12 protein-coding genes are annotated in these 15,299 nt (G+C 36.8%); 9 read left to right on the forward strand and 3 right to left on the reverse strand.

All coding sequences use genetic code 11. The features are described 5' to 3' along the window. The 8 genes from RV15_RS16795 to RV15_RS16830 form a co-directional block, all read left to right on the forward strand. Positions 1-3,053: Ig-like domain-containing protein (locus RV15_RS16795; protein ID WP_245791423.1), on the forward strand; the 3,053-nt coding region annotated here is incomplete at its 5' end. A gap of 190 nt (positions 3,054-3,243) precedes the next feature. After that, positions 3,244-4,173: a homoserine O-acetyltransferase MetA gene (metA, locus tag RV15_RS16800; RefSeq protein WP_071879158.1), complete on the forward strand. Its 930-nt coding sequence runs from the start codon at positions 3,244-3,246 to the stop codon at positions 4,171-4,173. A gap of 283 nt (positions 4,174-4,456) precedes the next feature. After that, positions 4,457-5,812, forward strand: coding sequence for a citrate transporter (locus tag RV15_RS16805; RefSeq protein WP_071879159.1), 1,356 nt, complete (start codon positions 4,457-4,459; stop codon positions 5,810-5,812). Positions 5,813-5,835: 23 nt separating this feature from the next. After that, entirely contained in the window at positions 5,836-7,059 is a 1,224-nt protein-coding gene (locus tag RV15_RS16810; RefSeq protein ID WP_071879160.1) for an amidohydrolase family protein, read from the forward strand. A 221-nt stretch (positions 7,060-7,280) separates the two neighbouring features. After that, positions 7,281-8,624: an FAD-dependent oxidoreductase gene (locus tag RV15_RS16815; RefSeq protein ID WP_071879161.1), complete on the forward strand. Its 1,344-nt coding sequence runs from the start codon at positions 7,281-7,283 to the stop codon at positions 8,622-8,624. Between the two features lie 100 nt (positions 8,625-8,724). Further along, the gene (locus RV15_RS16820) at positions 8,725-9,201 is read left to right on the forward strand and encodes a GNAT family N-acetyltransferase (RefSeq protein WP_083429229.1); all 477 of its coding nucleotides are present in this window, start codon (positions 8,725-8,727) and stop codon (positions 9,199-9,201) included. A gap of 28 nt (positions 9,202-9,229) precedes the next feature. Next, positions 9,230-9,682, forward strand: a complete 453-nt coding sequence (locus RV15_RS16825) for a nucleoside deaminase (RefSeq protein ID WP_245791425.1) — start codon at positions 9,230-9,232, stop codon at positions 9,680-9,682. Between the two features lie 51 nt (positions 9,683-9,733). After that, complete coding sequence (locus tag RV15_RS16830) at positions 9,734-10,528, forward strand: alpha/beta fold hydrolase (protein ID WP_071879162.1); 795 nt, start codon at positions 9,734-9,736, stop codon at positions 10,526-10,528. A gap of 402 nt (positions 10,529-10,930) precedes the next feature. Here the strand turns inward: RV15_RS16830 and cls are convergent, their stop codons facing one another. After that, positions 10,931-12,391, reverse strand: coding sequence for a cardiolipin synthase (gene cls / locus RV15_RS16835; protein ID WP_071879163.1), 1,461 nt, complete (start codon positions 12,389-12,391; stop codon positions 10,931-10,933). A gap of 210 nt (positions 12,392-12,601) precedes the next feature. Between cls and RV15_RS16840 the strand changes: the two genes are divergently transcribed. Beyond that, on the forward strand, positions 12,602-13,135 hold the full coding sequence (locus RV15_RS16840) for a DUF2179 domain-containing protein (protein WP_025868944.1): 534 nt from the start codon (positions 12,602-12,604) through the stop codon (positions 13,133-13,135). A 122-nt stretch (positions 13,136-13,257) separates the two neighbouring features. Here the strand turns inward: RV15_RS16840 and RV15_RS16845 are convergent, their stop codons facing one another. Both RV15_RS16845 and RV15_RS16850 read right to left on the reverse strand, forming a co-directional pair. Beyond that, on the reverse strand, positions 13,258-14,193 hold the full coding sequence (locus tag RV15_RS16845; protein ID WP_071879164.1) for a DUF1803 domain-containing protein: 936 nt from the start codon (positions 14,191-14,193) through the stop codon (positions 13,258-13,260). 104 nt (positions 14,194-14,297) lie between these two features. Next, on the reverse strand, positions 14,298-15,224 hold the full coding sequence (locus RV15_RS16850) for a manganese-dependent inorganic pyrophosphatase (RefSeq protein ID WP_071879165.1): 927 nt from the start codon (positions 15,222-15,224) through the stop codon (positions 14,298-14,300). Positions 15,225-15,299: the final 75 nt, after the last annotated feature.

Consider the following 15,299-nt stretch of genomic DNA (forward strand, 5'->3'; position numbering starts at 1 on the left):
CAACGCCGAGTGAACAATTAACTGCAACAGCCAAAGACGCGGACGGCAATACAAGTCCTGGAACATCATTCACAACACCAGCGGACCCAGTAGTGGTTCAAGCGCCAACTGTGGAAACTGTAACAGGTACATCAACGACAGGCTATACAGTAAATGGAACGGCAACAGCAGGTAACAGAGTGGATATTAAAAACACAGGCGGAACAATTATTGGCAGTGCTATGGCAGATGGCAGTGGTAATTACACAATCACAATTCCAATAGGATTAGCACAACCGCTTCAACAACTTTCTGCTATAGCTGTGGATGGCGATAATAATCAAAGTTCGGCAACACCATTTATAACACCAGCTGACCCAGTGGTTGTTCAAGCACCAACAGTTGATACTGTAACCGGAAGTTCAACAACGGGTTATACAGTAACAGGAACAGCACCGGCAGGAAGTACAGTAGAAATTAAAAACACAGGTGGTACAGTAATTGGAACAGGTGTAGCAGATGGTAGCGGAAATTACACAATTACGATTCCAGCCGGTTCAGCAACACCAAGTGAACAATTAACTGCAACAGCTAAAGATGCAGATGGCAATACAAGTCCTGGAACAACGTTTACAACACCAGCGGATCCAGTGGCGGTAAGTGCTCCAACAGTTGATACTGTGGCAGGAACAGGAGCAACTGGCTATACAGTAACAGGAACAGCAACTACCGGCAATACAGTAGAAATTAAAAATACAGGTGGAACAATTATTGGAACTACGATTGCGGATTCAAGCGGCAACTATACAGTTACGATTCCAGTTGGTTTAGCAACACCAAACCAACAATTATCCGCAGTAGCCAAAGACGCAGATGGTAACCAAAGTCCAGCAACACCATTTACAACACCAGCTGACCCAGTGGTAGTCACAGCCCCAACAGTTGATACTGTAACCGGGACAGGAGCAACGGGTTATACAGTGACTGGAACAGCAACTGCTGGAAACACAGTGGATATTAAAAATACAGGTGGCACAGTGATCGGAACAGGGACTGCTGATCCAAGTGGTAACTATACAGTTGTGATTCCAACTGGAGTAGCTACTCCAAATCAACAATTAACGGCAGTGGCGAAAGACATAGACGGTAATCAAAGTCCAGCGACACCATTCACAACGCCAGCAGATCCAGTAGTCGTTCAGGCTCCAACAGTTGATACTGTAACAGGTACATCAACGACAGGCTATACAGTAACTGGAACGGCAACATCAGGTAACAGAGTGGATATTAAAAACACAGGTGGAACAATCCTTGGAAGTGCGATTGCAGATGGCAGTGGTAATTACACAATTACAATTCCAGTAGGCTTAGCGCAACCCCTTCAACAACTTTCAGCTGTAGCTGTAGATGGAGATAATAATCAAAGCCCAGCAACACCATTTACAACACCGGCTGATCCAGTAGTGGTTCAAGCGCCAACAGTTGATAATGTAACAGGTAATTCTTCAACAGGTTATACAGTAACAGGAACAGCACCAGCAGGAAGTACTGTAGAAATTAAAAACACAGGTGGGGAAATAATTGGAACAGGTGTAGCAGATGGTAGCGGTAATTACACGGTTACGATTCCAGCAGGATCTGCAACACCAAGTGAACAATTAACTGCAACAGCCAAGGACGCAGATGGCAATACAAGTCCTGGAACAGTCTTTACAACACCAGCTGATCCAGTATCAATTCAAGCGCCAGTTGTTACTAGCGTAACAGGAAATTCAGGTACTGGTTACACAGTAGTTGGTACTGCGGTTGCCGGGGATACCTTGTCAATCAAAAAATTAAACGGAACGATGATTGGTTCAGCTCAAGTAGATGGTAGCGGCAATTACTCAGTAGTCCTTCCATCAGGTTCAGCTAGCCCGCTAGAACAATTGAGAGCAATAGATTCTGATAGTGCAGGTAATCAAAGTCCAGCAACACCGTTTACTACACCAGCGGATTCTGTAGTAGTAGCAAAACCAATCATAACTAGTGTAGTAGGCGATTCTCAAACTGGATACACAGTCAAAGGGACAGCAACTGCCAGTGACTCTATATCACTTAGAAGCCTTTCTGGTGACGAAGTAGGAGCCGGAGAAGTTGATGGTGCAGGTAAGTTCTCAATTGAATTAGATTCTCAAGATGTAGACCCGTTACAACAATTAAATGCAGTCGCAATTGATGATGCACTTAACACTAGTTTACCAACACTATTTACAATCCCAGCTGATCCATCTTCAACTATTGAAGCTCCAACGATCAGCAGTGTTACAGGAACGTCGAAATCTGGCTATATCGTAATCGGTAAAGCGACAGCAGGCAACAAAGTCAAAATTCGCAATGTTGCTGGAAGAGTCATCGGATTAGGTCTAGCTGATTCGAATGGAACATTTATATTCAGAGCCCCACTTGCACTAGATGGTGAATTTGCCATTGCTTTACCAAAAGGCTCAGCAACTGAAAATGAAGCGTTGACAGCGACAGCTGAAAATAATATTGGCGAGGTCAGCACGGCAACTCCATTCATGACACCAGCCGATCCAACAGTCAAAGTTGCAACACCAATTATTAGCAGTGTAAGTGGCAATTCAATGACAGGCTATACAATCAAAGGAATTGCAACACCTGGAAATGATGTAGAGCTTCAAAATACTGCTGGAGAAATTCTAGGTGCGGCAACGGCAAGTGAGACTGGCGGCTTTGTTATCGAAATCCCAATTGGTTTTGCGGAGCCAAAAGAACTAGTTTCAGCAATCGCCAAAGATAGTGATGGGAATCAAAGTGAACCAGCGAACTTTAAGCTTCCTGCTGATCCAGGCGACAGCGATGGCAATGGAGCTGGCAACGGTAATGGAACTGGTAATGTTGGCAACTTAGGTAATAATGGAAGCTCTGGCTTGAAAAACCTAAGTGCTACACAAAAAAATCTTCCAAACAATGGTGAAATCATCAGTAATTGGGGATTGGTAGGTGCGTTACTTCTAGGTGTCCTAGGATTCTTCACCTTTAAACGTACAAATAAAAAAGAAGAAGAATAAAGTAAAAAAATAACACATGAACTTTCTATAAGGGATAAAACATGAGGTGGGGCATTTGTCCTATCTCATGTTTTTTTATAATAACAGCTATAACTGAAGAATTATGACAGATTTTCATTGAAAGAAACTTTCTTTCTAGATCTTTTTATCGTAAAATGAAATTAGACAAAAAGAAAGGGAGGATTTACACATGCCGATTCGTGTTCCAAAAGAGCTTCCAGCGATTAAAGTACTAGAAAAAGAGAAAATTTTTGTGATGGACGAAGATCGCGCCATGCATCAAGACATTCGCCCTTTAGAAATTTTGATCTTAAATTTAATGCCTAAAAAAGATGAAACTGAAGTTCAACTTTTGCGCTTATTAAGCAACACACCGTTGCAAATCAATGTTGAGTTTTTACATATGAGTACTCACGAAGCAAAAAACACTTCAAGTGATCATTTAAAACGTTTTTATCACCAATTTAATGAACTCAAAGAAAAATTTTATGATGGATTGATCATTACAGGGGCACCGATTGAACATCTTCCTTTTGAAAAGGTTGATTATTGGGAAGAGTTACAGAACATTTTTAAATGGAGCCGAACACATGTGTTTTCAACTTTTCATATTTGCTGGGGAGCACAAGCTGGGCTGTACTACCATTATAAAATTGATAAGCATCTATTGAATCAAAAACTAACAGGTATCTATAATCACGACGTATTGAAACCAACATGGAGTATTCTAAAGGGATTTGACGATGTCTTTTTTGCACCGCATTCCCGCTATACAGGTGTTGATCGAAAAGATATAAATGAGACCGAAGAGCTGGAAATTTTAGCTGAATCAAAAGAAGCGGGTCTTTTTTTGGTTGGGAATAAAAATAATCGGGCATTTTACGCAATGGGTCACTTAGAATATGATCGAGAAACCTTGCAAAGAGAGTTTGAACGAGATCAATCGAAAGGAATTCAGCCTAATCTGCCACAGCACTATTTTCCTGATGATAATCTAGATAAAATACCGCAATTACGTTGGCATATGGCAGCATCGTTGTTATTTTCTAATTGGCTGAATTATGCGGTTTACCAAAACACACCTTATGATTTATCTGATTTGCTGAAATCAGATAAATAGTTGAAAAATAAGCTAAGACAAACGGACTACTTTTACGATAATATTATTATTTTTTTCAGATGCATTCTTGTTCCATTTTTATAAAAATCAACGTATTATAGGAAGAAGGAAGGAGGGCAATTACAGTTATAATAATTGAGATAGACTGAGATAAACAACACAAATGCATTATTATTTTTTTCAATCAGTTATTTATTTGAATAGAAAATAGTACGAAGTAGTCAAACCTTAGAAATGGTCCCAAATTAGCTTTTTTAAATCAACCATAGTTGGAGGAATAATTATGAAAATACCTAAAAGATTTTTAAGTGGGCTGTTACTTTCACTGCTATTTCTTTTTTCGTTTGTCCCAGCCTTTGCGCAAGAAATTGATGCAATTATTGCACCTACAGGAATAAAAGCTGTCATCGTGATCATTCCATTGATTTTAGTTTTAGTGTTATTGTTTATGAAAGTAGATATGATCATTGCAGGATTTGTCGGTGGCGTCTTGGCAATGATCATTGGCGGAATTGGATTGGAACAAGCAAATAAACAGTTACTTGAAACCATACCAATGATGCTCGGCATCACTGTTCCGATCATCAACTCAGCCGTGGCAATGGCTGTTTTTAAATCAGGTGGTTATTCAGCAGCATTAACGTTGGCAAAACGAGGAACAAAAGGAAAAGTTGAATATGTTTCAGCTTTTATCGTTATTTTGTTGGCGGCGGCAACCTATATGTCTGGAATTGGCGGTGGCAGTGCAATGGTTATTGCACCATTAGCATTTGTAGCAGTGGGTGTAGTTCCAGAACTAATCGCCGCAATGTCTCTCGCTGCAGCTGTTTCGTTTACAACCTCACCAGCCTCATTAGAATCCAGTATCGTCTCTAAGTTGGGCGATTTCAGTGTAGCTAAATACGTCTCGGATATGCGTCCGATTTGGTTACTTTTTTGCGCTTTAGCTATTATATTAGCTTTTTGGGGAACCAAACGACGGAACATCGGTTTTAAAGAAAATAACGATGATGACTACGCAAAAATGAGCAACAAGACATTATTTAAGCTGACTTTACCAGCAATTTTTCTATTATTTGCTGTCATTTTCGGTCCAGTAGTAAATGAGCTTGTTGGTTTTCCGCTGTTAACACCATTAGTTTACATGGTCTTCACATTAGCTTTGATTTTTCTTTGTTCCGACTTCACTTTGAATCAATCTGTTGAGGCGATGGTCGATGGTTCGACATATATTTTGACACGATTATTCCAAGTAGGGATTTTTCTAGCATTCATTAATATTATTGCTCAAACAGGAACTTTTGCTGTTATCGCTGGTATTGCTAGTGCTGCACCAACTATGATCATGGTTCCAGTTGCGATTTTGACTGGTATTTTAATCGGAGTACCGGCTGGTGCATATGTAGGCTCTGTCCTGACTCTCGTTTTACCAGTCGCTGTCTCATTAGGTTTTTCTTCAATTGAACTAGGTTTAGTTGCAGTCGGAGTAGGTTTGGGTAGTCAGATGAGTTTCGTTAATATCACGATGCAAGCTTTGTCGTCTGGTTTCCAAATTCCAATTTTGGATGTTGTAAAAGGAAACGTAAAGTGGATCAGCCTAGCTTCTGTAGTATTGATTGCAATCGGTTTCTTTATTTAGATTAAATAGAAAGGGTGAAAAGAATGGATATATTAATTAAGCAAGCACGATTAAATGATGATGAGGCATTGCAGGACGTAGGTATTAAGGATGGGAAGATTGTTGCAATTTCTGAAAATTTGACCGATAAAGCTGTAACAGTAATCGAAGCTCAAGGACGGGTCTTGATTCCAGGTTTAGTGGAAAGTCATATTCATTTAGATAAGGCCTTGATTGCAGATAGAAAACCAAATAAATCAGGTACGTTACAAGAAGCGATCAAAGTGACTGCTGAGTTAAAACCGACATTTACAGAAGAAGATATCTACAAAAGAGCCAAACAGGCACTAGAAATGATTATTGCTCACGGCGTAACAACTGTTAGAACGCATGCAGAATTTGATCCAGCGCAAGGTTTTTCTGGCTTTAATACAATTATGAAGCTAAAAGATGAGTATCGCGACTTGATTGATATGCAAATTGTAGCATTTCCACAAGAAGGAATTTTTAAAGCACCTGGAACCGAAAAAATGATGTACGAAGCAATGGACATGGGCGCTGACGTCGTTGGCGGAATTCCTTATAATGATGCGCCAGCTGATAAGCATATCGATTTGGTTTTTGAAATTGCTAAAAAATATGATAAGGATATTGATCTCCATCAAGATTTTAGCGATGAAGCAACAGATATTTCAATAGAATATCTATGTAAAAAGACGATTGCAGAAAATTATCATGGAAGAGTTTCTGTGGGACATTTAACTGCTCTCCATGCCTTAGAACCTGAACGCTTAAATGAAATTTTGGGATTGATGGCTGAAGCACAAATCAGTGTGATGGCGTTACCAGCAACAGATCTTCATTTAGGGGCTAGAAACGATGTGTATAATGTTCGACGTGCCGTAACGCCAATCAGAAAACTACGTGATGCTGGTGTTAACGTTTGCTTAGCAACTAATAATATCAGAAATGCCTTTACTCCTTATGGAAATGGTGACTTGATGCAGATTGCAATGCTAGCCATTCCTGTTGCTCATTTGGGCGGTGCAGATGATTTACCCACTGTTTTGCCGATGATTACAGCTAACCCTGCTAAGGCGCTGGGATTAGCTCATTATGGCATTGAAATTGGAAGTAATGCTGATTTAGTTTTATTAGATACTAAAGTTAAAGCTAACGCAATCATTGACATTCCAGAAAGAAACTATGTGATTAAGAATGGGAAGATTACAGTTGAAGTAAAAAAAGAAGTGACAATCTTTAAATAAGAAGGCAGCCAGCTGTAAATTGCTGGCTGTTTATTTTAATGTGTTGAATAAAGTTGATCGTAATATTATTATGTAAACTTTATATATATCTTATAAAAAACTTCACCACAACATTCTCAATTAATTAATTTAATTGAGAATGTTGTGGTGAAACACTTGTTTTTTCATGCGATTATATGATACTCTTTATCATATAATAAATAATATTGGAGGTAACTGAAATGAAAGTAATTGTTTTAGGTTCATCACATGGAGGCTATGAAGCTATTGAGGAATTATTGATTCTTCATCCTGATGCAGAAATCCAATGGTACGAAAAAGGAGATTTTATTTCTTTTCTTTCTTGCGGCATGCAGCTATATCTGGAAGGTAAAGTAAAAGACGTTAATTCTGTCAGATATATGACGGGCGAAAAAATGGAGAGCAGAGGAGTCAATGTATTCTCCAACACAGAGATCACTGCAATCAAGCCAGAAGAGCATAAAGTGGTTGTTAAGGATTTATTGACAGATACAGAGCGTACGGAAGAGTATGACAAACTAATCATTAGTCCAGGAGCAGTTCCTTTTGAATTAAATGTTCCTGGTAAAGACCTTGAAAATATTTATTTAATGCGTGGTAGAAAATGGGCGATTAAATTAAAACAAAAGACAGTTGATCCTGACGTTAATAACGTCGTTGTGATTGGTAGCGGCTATATCGGAATTGAAGCTGCAGAATCATTTGCTAAAGCTGGTAAAAATGTAACGGTCATCGATATCTTAGATCGACCTTTAGCTGTGTATTTAGATAAAGAATTTACGGATGTTTTGACTGAAGAAATGCAAGATAATAACATTAACATCGTAACAAACGAAACGGTTCAAAGCTACAAAGGCGACGGAGTTGTTCAAGCTATTGTTACTGATAAAGGTGAATATGCTGCTGATTTAGTGGTAGTAGCGGTTGGAGTTCGGCCGAATACAGAGTGGTTAAAAGATACCTTGGAACTACATCCTAATGGGTTGATCAAGACGGATGAATATATGCAGACAAGTGCTAAGGATGTGTTTGCTGTCGGAGATGCTACCTTAATCAAATATAATCCAGGTGAAACAGAAGTAAATATTGCTCTTGCAACAAATGCAAGAAAACAAGGACGTTTTGCAGTGAAAAACTTGAATGGACCAGTAAAACCTTTCCCTGGCATCCAAGGATCATCAGGTTTAGCTGTTTTCGATTATAAATTTGCCTCGACTGGTATCAACGAAGAGATGGCTAAAAAGTTGAATAAGGAAACAAAATCAGCAACAGTTGTTGAAGATTACTTGATGGACTTTAATCCTGATAAACAAAAAGCTTGGTTCAAACTGGTTTATGATCCTGAAACGACACAAATTTTAGGCGCTCAGTTGATGTCTAAAGCAGATCTTACAGCAAATATCAATGCTATTTCACTAGCAATCAAGGCTAAAATGACAATTGAAGATTTGGCTTATGCTGACTTTTTCTTCCAACCATCATTTGATAAGCCTTGGAATATTATCAATACAGCAGCATTAGCGGCCATGAAGAACGAACAATAATCTGAAGGTGAAAAGACTACAGTAACATTTCTGTAGTCTTTTTTTTATACAGTAAAAATGGTATGATTTGAATAAATAACTAGAATTGGTGGAAAAAGCGATGACAATTACGTTAGAAAAAATGACAATAACCGATTGCAATAATTATCTTTCCTTCGCAATCAAAGATTATGCTAAAGATAAAATTATGGCTGGAACTTGGAATGAGGACGAAGCGATCCAGTTAGCAGCAAAAAGTTTTAACGAACTTTTACCAGAAGGCAAAGATACAAAATATGAATATCTCTATTCAATTAAAGAAGATTTGTTAGATAAAAGTGTCGGATTCTTATGGGTTCATTTAAATAAAACACCTTATGACTCCAAACTGTTTATTTATGATTTTATTATATTTGAAGAATTTAGAAATGTAGGTTATGGGAGGCAAACAATTGCTTGTCTTACCGAAAATGCAAAAGGAATTAATGTATCACAGATTGACTTGCATGTATTTGCGCATAATAAAGGTGCGATTCATTTATATGAACAAACAGGTTTTAAAGCAACAGATATTAGTATGTCAAAACAAATAAAGTGAAAAGATTTAAACATAAAAGGAGGGCCATATGAAGCAACATCCCAGTTCAAAAATTATGACAGAATTAATCCAAAAACAATGGACAGAACATTCCATTTTCGCTGCAGTTGTAAATGAAAAAACAGAGATCATTTCTGTCGGCAGAACAACCGTTTCCCAAACCAATGATCCAACGGCACATGCTGAAGTCAATGCAATCAGATCTGCATGCAAACTCTTACAAACGGATACTTTACCGGCAGGTTATTGGTTATATTCAACGTTTGAACCTTGTCCATTGTGTTCATCAACAGCTATTTGGAGTGGTATTGATGGAATTGTTTATGCAAATGATCCAAGATTCAGGGGTTCACTAGCAGACTGGTCTTTCATTAAATGCAGGACTGTACTGGAACAAGGCGCTACTATTCATCAAGTAAAACTGATTGAAAATTTTATGCTAAACGAGATTAAAAACTACTTCACTAGACACCAAAAATAAAAAGTTTTTTTCGCTAATAAGCTAATTTAGTAAGGAAGGAGTGGTAAAACATTGTATTATTCTAATGAAGATGTAAAAATTTACTATAATATTACTGGGGAAGGGGAACCGCTACTTATTATTCACGGTTTTGCTATCGATCATAGAGGTATAAAAGGGATAGTTGAAGAGTCTTTGCAATCTAGCATGTACAAACGGATTTATATTGATCTACCTGGTATGGGAAAATCTCCAGCACCGAGTAATCCAGTTAACGCAAACGGGCTATTAAACAATCTGCTTAAATTTATAGACGCTGTTATTGGAAAAGAAACTTTTTCCGTTTTAGGATACTCTTATGGTGGTTATTTAGCTTTAGGAATAGTAAAACTAATATCTGAAAGAATAAAAAAATTGGTTTTATTGGCACCAGTTATAAAGACAGCAAGCGAACAAAGAAAATTACCCAAAATAATCGAGCGAAAAGTAGAGATTTTTGAAGTTGAAGAAGAAAGTCTTTTCAAACAATATAAAGCTTCCGCCGTGAATGTCACTAAAAATGGTTATGAACATTATATTAGAGAAATCTCTTCAGGACTTTCTGTAGGAGATCGAGTTTTCCAAAAGACTTTCCAAAAAACTGGCTATGCATTCGATTTCGAAAAAAGTCTTTTTGTTAATCCGATCGTGTGTGACAGCTTGATTCTTTTAGGTAAGCAAGATGTTGTTGTTGGATATGAAGATACTTTAGAACATCAACATCAATTTTTAAACAGTGAGTTTATTTTAATTGAAAACGCGGGTCATAATTTACAATTAGATGAACGTCAGAAAGTGATTGCAGAAATCCAACATTTTTTTAGCTAGTTAAACCTAAACACATGAAGATATAGACGAGTTAATAAAACAGCTTGATTGCTACAGTCTCACAATCTACTTTGTATAATGTATATTATGTTAACTAAAATATGGATAAAAAGTTTAAAAGAGAATCTGCCTCCTCTTTTGGCTTTCGTGCCACTTCTTTCTACAGGATAAACGTTTTGCTACATATTTAAAGCTTCATTCTTCCTCAATAAGATTGTGTATTTTGAAATAGCTAGATATTTTTAGTTCCTACAACCTCTATAAAGATTTTAAGCTATAAGGCTCCCTATGGTCAAGATGGTCAAGAAGGAATAATCTAACCTTTAGAGGAACAAGAAGCGAAAACAGCGAATCCTTCGTAAAAAAGGACTTGCTGCTTTCGCTTAGATAGTTCTTTGAATGTTATAATATTGGTGATAGTAACCGTGAAAAATTTTGTTTAAAGCGCAACCAGTGGGATTGCTTTTTAATCATGTCGTCTGTTAATAAGATACTGCTATCCATATCAGATTCAAAGGTTTGAGTAAGTTTCCATGAAATTCGTGTATCATAGATGAATGTACTAACTTCAAAATTCAATGCATAGCTTCTAATGTCTTGATTTGTTGTCCCGACCATGCAGATTTCATTATCGATAATCATGGTTTTCGCATGTAAAAAGCCATTTTGATACATGTAGATCTTCACACCGCGTTTATGCAAATAATTCGCGTAGTATTGAGTAGCGCGATAAATAAACGGATGGTCCGGCATACAAGGAATCATAATTCGAACATCGATGCCAGATCTGACCGCAATCAAAATAGCGTTGATCATACTGTCATCTGGGATCAAATATGGTGTTTGGATCCAGACAGATTTTTCTGCAGATAAAATCATTTTGATAAAACCGCTTTTTAGGATTTCTTCTTCAGAATCAGGTCCGTCTGAAACGACTTGTAATGCTAAATCACCGAGCTCATTGTCTTCAGCGATTTGAAAATAGTTTTCTGAGTATTCCATTTTATGGGCATCTTGCTGAACCGACGCATTCCAATCCATAATAAATATTTCTTGTAATGAGAAAACAGACGTTCCAATTATACGAATATGGGTATCTCTCCAGTAACCAAACTTCTTACTTTCACCTAAATATTGATCGCCTACATTAAATCCGCCAGTCCACCCTATTTTTCCATCAATTACGACAATTTTGCGATGTAAGTGATAGTTTAAGCGAGTTTTACTGATCATATTTTTAGAAGTAATGAAGGGCGCGACCTTGCCTCCTAAAGCAACAAATGTTGCAAAAAACTTTTTGTTAGCTCCAGGAGATCCCCAAGGATCATAAATCAGATGGACTTCGACCCCTTCTTTTACTTTCTCCCCTAGTAAATCTAAAAACTGATTTCCGATACGATCGTTAAAAAAAGAATAATATTCGACATGGACAGTTTCTTTCGCCTGACGGATGTCCTCAAATAAGGCCTCAAATTTTTCTTTCCCGTCTGTGTAGATTTTTAAACTATTTCGTTTGCTTAATGGTGAAGAATCCATGTTTCTAAAGTATTTATTCAATACACGTGCATCAGTCAGTAAATTGATATCTAATTTCTCATTTGATTTTAGATTATCCTCATCAACCTTGTGCTTGATCTTAGTAATTTTTTCTTTATCATGTGTCGTCAGCTTAAATACTTTTTGACCATTGATCCCTCTACCGCAAAAGAGGTAAATAATAAACCCGATTCCTGGTAAAAATACTAAGGTCATGATCCAAGCTAAAACACTTGAAATACTCCTTGGCTTCCTAAAAACAGTAATAAGTGCTGCTGTTGTATTTAATAACACTAACAGAACAAGTATGATGATAAAAATTCTCATCCGATTTCATTTCTCCCTTAAAATACGTAATATAGTGATTATAGCAAAAACCACAGATTCATCCAAGAAATAACACTGCTTAAAAAATATTAGTTATCCATATCGCCTAAAACAAAATTATTTTTATATTTGTGTCTTCCCTATTTTAATTCTCATAATGTTGTACTATAATATGCTGATATCGTTAATTGAAAAGAGGAATTATTAAAAATGGACATCAAAATGCTACTTACAATCTTTGTGGTCAATTTTTCTTATATCACATTGAATACGATCCGTTTTATGCTGACAATGAAAGGCTACCGTTTGATCGCTCCCTTAGTTAGTATGGCGGAGATAACGATTTATGTGCTAGGTCTCAGCATGGTGCTAAACCGCTTAGACAATCCGTTAAACCTAGTTGTGTATGCACTGGGCTATGCAGTAGGGATTAGTGTTGGAATCAAAATTGAGGATTATTTAGCATTAGGCTATATTATGGTAACGGCAATCCTCCCCTCTTCCACCGAGCAGCTGAATCTACCAGAAATACTGAGAGATCATGGCTATGGCGTTACACAAAGTTTTGGTGCTGGCCGTGAAGGGGAACGAATGATTTTAGAAATTTTATCGCCACGTAAAAATGAACGTAGTCTCTATAAACTAATCAATGAACAAGAGCCTCGAGCGTTTATCATTTCCTATGAACCGAAGTTTATATCCGGAGGTTTTTGGACTAAGAAGGTTCGTAAAAGAAATAATTGAGCAAATGAGATCTGGATAAGAGTGTATATTCAGATTTAGAGCGCGAAACAAAACTGATCTTTAGTTTTGACCCGCGCTCGTTTTTTTAAAAAATAAAGTTTACATAACATGATTATAGTAACTTAACTCTTGAAATAATGAATAAATTTTTTGTTTGGAAAATAGCTAGTAAATAAAACACTGTATAGTTGCATTTTAAAGAATACGCGTTGATTATCGTCTTCGATTGCTCCCCATAATGACGCTAATTCGGTTTTAAGTTGATTCAACGCCATTTTCCTTTCTCTGGATGGTTCGCTATCGTCTAAACACATTGTTACAAGGGACAATTGTCCTTCAGTATTTCTTGTCAGATCGTTTGTTGCTAACAAAGCTTTTTCAAAAATATTTTGTTTTTTGACTCTCGACGTATTTCGTTTGACAGATCGAAGTACTTTTTGAACTTGTCCTATAAAATAATTGATATCAACATCGCCAATGACTGTTTGTAACGATTTAAACTGTTCAGGCAATGCTTGCCTTTTTGAAAGTAAGTTGAAATAATTTGCTAAGTCTAGAGGGATCACTCCATCCTGATAAATAGATACAAACTGTAACGCGTCATTCCCTGCTACCTTTTTGCGAAAGAGCGGTAGCTTTTTTGAAGAATACTGAACACCAAAAAAATAGCTACTTTGTTCTTCTTCAAAAAATAAAGACCATAGCCATTCCCCAACTATGGAGTAATTGAGTTGTGAAGAATTTACTTGAATAAGACTTTGTAATAGATTTGTTACTGAGTCAGGGACCTGCAGTTTTTCTTCAGTGGAATAAACGGGAAAAGTTAAAGAATATCTTCTGTTTTTCCGTTCAACTAGCCCATGCTTAATTAATTTATCCAAATATAATTCTAAATTATGATCTGTTGAAATAGTTGCTTTTATTTGACGTAAAATCACTTCTTGGTTTTTATAATCCGAAAGATAATTTACTACTTTTTTGAACAAAGGATCAGAAATTACGTTTTCTAATTTTTTTTCGTTTTTGTTTGATGCAAAATAATAACTTGTATTTTCCACAGTGTGATCACTCTTTCTTTAACCTAGATAAAAATAAAAACTACAGCTGGAGCAGTTAAAACGCCACCTGTAGTTTATTAAGTTGATCAATCAGATGTGTGATTTTAGCTAAATGCTTCAGTTAACTGAGGGACAACTTGTTTTTTCCGAGAAACAACACCGTTTAAGAAAGCACGGTTATTGTCTAATTTTACATTAAAGGCTGCTTCTACTTTATCCAGTGATTCTCCAATGACTAAGAGCTCAGAATCGCTATTTAAAATGTTTGTGATAATCAATACGAATAAATCATAGTTGTTTGTAGAGTTTGCATTTTTCATTGCAGCTTCAAGCTCTTCTTGACGATCTAGTACTTCATTTAGATCAACTGTATTGACTTGAGCGATTCGAACGTTTTTATCCCCCATTGGGAAGCTTTTAGCATCCAAATCTAATAAAGTTTCAGCTGTTTTATCACTAAGGTTCGTGCCGGCTTTTAACATATCTAAACCGTAACCATTTAAATTAATTTCAGCAATATCTGCTAATTCATTTGCTGCATCGATATCTTCTTGTGTGCATGTTGGTGATTTAAATAGCAATGTATCTGAGATAATTGCTGATACCATCATCCCTGCGATTTGCTTAGGAATAGTCACATTATTTTCTTTAAATAATTTTAGGACAATCGTACTTGTACAGCCAACAGGTTCTGCACGATAATATAACGGATCTGGTGTTTCAAAATTCGCAATACGGTGATGATCAACTACGGCAAGTATATTTAATTGTGCAATATCAGAAATACTTTGTTGGAATTCATTATGATCGACAAGCATCACTTGATTTGTTTCACCTGCTGCGCTTTGTACAACTCTGGGTGCGTCTACATTAAAATAATCCAAAGCATATTGCGTTTCTTCGCTGGGTGTACCCAACGCAACAGGCTCTGTATCTTTCCCTAATTCTTTTTGTAAATAAGCAAAACTAATTGCTGCTCCGATTGCATCTGTATCAGGATTTTGGTGTCCAAAAACGAGTATTTTTGACATAAAAATAATTCACTCCTTCTTTATTCTTCATTACTAATAATAACAAAAAATAGAAAAGAAACAACAATAAATGTC

It is taken from the genome of Enterococcus silesiacus (assembly GCF_001886225.1).
Classification (GTDB): Bacteria; Bacillota; Bacilli; order Lactobacillales; family Enterococcaceae; genus Enterococcus_L; species Enterococcus_L silesiacus.